Origin of the sequence: Dyella sp., assembly GCF_036568765.1 — a bacterium.
GTDB lineage: Bacteria > Pseudomonadota > Gammaproteobacteria > Xanthomonadales > Rhodanobacteraceae > GSA-30.
The window spans coordinates 1-3,865 of sequence record NZ_DATCRY010000313.1; the positions used below are offsets into that span (position 1 = coordinate 1).

Genomic DNA, 3,865 nt, shown 5'->3' on the forward strand with positions numbered 1-3,865 from the left:
GCCTGGGCCTGCGCGCGGTGCTGGGCGGTTCGCTGGCTACCTTCATGACCGCCACGATCGCTGGCGTACTGGAGCGCTTCTGACATTCGTCAGCTTTTCGGCCTGACCGGCGCGACTGGGCGACGGTCGGGACTGGGCGCATAGTGCGGGCATCGTCACTGCCGAAGGCTCGTACCATGACATTGATTTCCCCGATGTGGCTTGGCCTGGCGTTTGGACTGTCCGAACTAGCGCTGTCGCTGTTCCGCCGAGCACGTGGCAATGCCGTCAGCAAGGATGGCGGCTCGCTGGCCTGGTTCTGGATCGTGATCCCGCTGGCGATGTTCCTGGCGTGCTGGGTCGCTTTCTCCAGCATGGGATGGCGTTTCCCCGGGACGCCCTGGCCTGCCTTTACGGGCGAGATATTAGTGATCGGCGGCCTGATGTTGCGCTGGTATGCCATTCTTTACCTGGGCCGCTGGTTCACCGTGAATGTCGCCATCGCCGCCGATCAGCCACTGGTCGACAGCGGTCCGTATCGCTACCTTCGCCACCCGTCCTACACCGGGGCCCTGCTTGCCTTGGCGGGCCTTGGGTTGGCGTTGGGCAATGCGCTGTCGCTGGGGGTCATCCTCGTGTTGTGCGTGCCGGTGTTCCTGCATCGCATCCGGCTGGAAGAACGCGTGCTGGCCGAGGCCTTCGGTGCCCGCTGGGACACTTACCGCATGCGCACCTGGCGACTGTTGCCAGGGGTCTACTGAGCGCTACGCGGCGGCGGCGATCACTCGGTCGCGGCCGCCGGATTTAGCCGAATACAAAGCGCCGTCTGCCGCGCGCATCCAACTCGAAAGGTCATGGCAGCGCACACCGTCGAATTGCGCCACGCCGATACTGATGGTCACACGCAGCCCCCTCAATTCGCCCTCCAGTGCCAGCCCGGCCACGCCCTGCCGCAACACCTCGGCCAGGCGCATGGCCGCATCGTGACCATAGGCCTGGCACAGCACCGCGAACTCCTCGCCACCGATGCGCGCCAGATGACAGGCCGCATCGATATGCCTGGAGAGAAACCCGGCGATCGTCAACAGCACCAAGTCGCCCTGAGGATGCCCCAGGCTGTCGTTGATCTGCTTGAAATTATCGATATCGATCAGCAGCAGCGCATGCGGATGCGCTGCCGCCACCTCGCACGTGTCGAGCATCGCCAGTGCACGCTCCTGGAACGCACGACGGTTGTCGATACCGGTCAGCGGATCGCGCAGAGTCTGCGCCAGCAGCTCGGCAGCGTGCCGACGCTGCCCACGCCAGAGCTGAAAAAGAAGCAAACTGATCGCCAATAGCGCACCGACTACCAGCATGACAATCAGGTTGACCAGCCTCTGTTGCTGCTGTGTCGCACGCGCTTCGATCTGCGCCGACTTGAGTTGCAAGTCTTTCAAGCGATTGCTGCGCTCCAACTGACCGATCTGCAACTCCTTTTCGCGCGCGGCATAGCGCTGCTCGAGCTCCGCTTCCATCTCGCGCAGGTGCGGTGTATCGGTAGCGTGCTCGAACGCCAGTATTTCGCGCACGTCGGCCAGGGCTTGCTTGAGCTGTCCCGCCTGCTCGGCGAGCTCGCTCTCGCTCTTGAGCAAGTCCGTCAGCTGACCGCCGATACCCGCTGCGCGGGCGCGGGCCACGGTCTGGCGGATGCGCGCGTAAGCCTCCTGCGGATGGCCCAGTGCTGCTTCGGCGCGAGCAATATCGGCACTGGAAAACAATGAATCGCTGACCCGGCCGGCTCGCAATTCGTCCTTCAACGAGGCCCGCGACAATGGCAAGGCGTCGGCTGGCCGCCCCATCCGCAAATAAACCTGCGCCAGATTGTCGCCGACCATCGTGGCGAGCTCTTCCGCACCCGCCTGGCGGAAACGCGCCCGCGCACGCTGGAACGCGATGGCGGCATCGCGAAAGCGCTCCAGGCTCATCAACGCGATGCCCTGATCGTTCAAGGCATCGGCCACACCATACATATCGCCCAGGGCGGCGTAGTCGCTTTCGGCCTGGCGGCAAGCCGGTAAAGCTTTGTCCGCTTTCTCATCGAGGGCGAAAGCATCGCAGAGCTGAAAGCGCGCCCAGACTAAAATCTGGCGGTCCCCGTGGCCAAGCACTTTGTCAGCGGCCAATAGCGCTTCGCTGACCCCACCGCCATCGCTATCGCCCAGGCCATTGGCGATATTGTGTCGCGCCCGTAAAAAACCGGCGGTGGCAGCGGCCACCGGGTCGGCAGAAGCGTTGGCCAGATTGTCCAGCCTCAGCAGCGACTCAGTCAGGGCCACATCGTCGTTGGCGTTGATCGCCGCAGTGCCCATGCCCCAGAGCAGGGCCCTCTCCTGTGCGGGAGGCAGGCTGGCGTCATGGTCGTCCAGTTGGCGACGGACCTTGGCGATGGTCCCATGCGGATCGGTGACCGCGACGCTACGCAGCAGGTTCATCGAGGCGTCCGTCGCCGCCGCGGCTGCCGTCGCCAGCAGCCACAAACCTACGATCGCCCACAGTACCTTGGCTCCCCGCCGCATCGATCCCGGCGCCCCCTCGGTTCCGCCCTGACAGCTCTATCATAGCCGCTTGGCGGGGCTTCCCCGTTACAATGCCCCAGTTATGCAGATCGGCCCCTACCGCATCGACCCGCCCGTGGTACTCGCGCCCATGGCCGGGGTCACCGACAAGCCCTTCCGCCTGCTGTGCAAACGGCTGGGTGCGGGCTTGGCCGTGTCCGAGATGACCCATTCGGACCCGCGCCTGTGGCAGACGCGCAAATCGCTCAAGCGGATGGACCACGAGGGCGAGCCCGAGCCGGTCAGCGTGCAGATCGCCGGCTACGACCCGGCTATGCTGGCCGAAGCGGCGCGTTTCAATGTGGACAACGGCGCACAGATCGTCGACATCAACATGGGCTGCCCGGCCAAGAAAGTCTGCAACGTGTGGTCCGGCTCGGCGTTGCTGCAGGACGAACCCCTGGTCGCGCGTATCGTCACGGCCGTGGTACGCGCGGTGCCGGTACCGGTTACGTTGAAAATCCGCACCGGTTGGGATCGGCAGAACAAGAACGCACTGAACATTGCTCGCATTGCCGAAGATGCCGGTATCGCCGCGCTCGCAGTGCACGGTCGCACACGTGCCGACAAATACGAAGGCCAGGCCGAGTACGAGACAATCGCCGCGGTGAAAGCTTCGATTCGCATTCCGGTGCTGGCCAATGGCGACGTCGTCGACCCGCACGGTGCCCGGCAGGTGCTTGCTGCTACGGGCGCCGATGCGCTGATGGTCGGCCGCGGCGCGCAGGGCCGTCCGTGGATCTTCCGCGAGATCGCGCACTATCTCGCCACCGGCGAGCGCTTGCCCGAACCGACCCCGGCGGAGGTGAGCGCGATCCTGCTCGAACACCTCGAGCATCTCTATGCGTTCTATGGCGAGGAACAAGGTGTGCGCATCGCACGCAAGCACCTGGGCTGGTACGCCAAGGATCGCCCTGAAAATGCCGCCTTCCGGCACGTGGTCAATCGCGCGGAAAACGCGCACGACCAGCTGCGCCTGACCCGCGATTATTTTGCCGCGTTGCAGGATGCCTGGCAGCTGGCGGCCTAAGGCTGTGCCGCTCCGGGGCCTGGCAGCCGCCTTGCTGCTAGCCTCGGCCGTGTTGCTCGGCGGTTGCGAAGCCACTTTGTTCGCCGGGCTCAACGCGACCGATCAGCGTCACGACATCGAGCGCCAGCGACGGATCGAATTCGATCCCGAGCATCGTCTCGCCTTGGATATTTATCGTCCCGCACGTGCCGAACATGTGCCGATTGTCGTGTTCTTCTACGGCGGCAGCTGGATAAGCGGCGAGCGTAACTGGTATCGC

3 protein-coding genes and 1 pseudogene are annotated in these 3,865 nt (G+C 64.5%); 3 read left to right on the forward strand and 1 reads right to left on the reverse strand.

Annotated elements, in window-relative coordinates:
* Window positions 1–176: 176 nt before the first annotated feature.
* On the forward strand, window positions 177–740 hold the full coding sequence (locus tag VIM98_RS19510; protein ID WP_331994768.1) for an isoprenylcysteine carboxylmethyltransferase family protein: 564 nt from the start codon (window positions 177–179) through the stop codon (window positions 738–740).
* Between the two features lie 3 nt (window positions 741–743).
* On the opposite strand, the gene VIM98_RS19515 is transcribed toward VIM98_RS19510, so the two are convergent.
* A complete protein-coding gene (locus VIM98_RS19515) occupies window positions 744–2,537 on the reverse strand; it encodes a diguanylate cyclase (RefSeq protein ID WP_331994769.1) in 1,794 nt (597 codons plus the stop codon).
* 82 nt (window positions 2,538–2,619) lie between these two features.
* Here VIM98_RS19515 and dusB point away from each other — a divergent pair, with 82 nt between their 5' ends.
* Window positions 2,620–3,606: a tRNA dihydrouridine synthase DusB gene (dusB, locus tag VIM98_RS19520; RefSeq protein ID WP_331994770.1), complete on the forward strand. Its 987-nt coding sequence runs from the start codon at window positions 2,620–2,622 to the stop codon at window positions 3,604–3,606.
* A 4-nt stretch (window positions 3,607–3,610) separates the two neighbouring features.
* Window positions 3,611–3,865: pseudogene (locus VIM98_RS19525) on the forward strand (alpha/beta hydrolase); the annotation flags it as partial.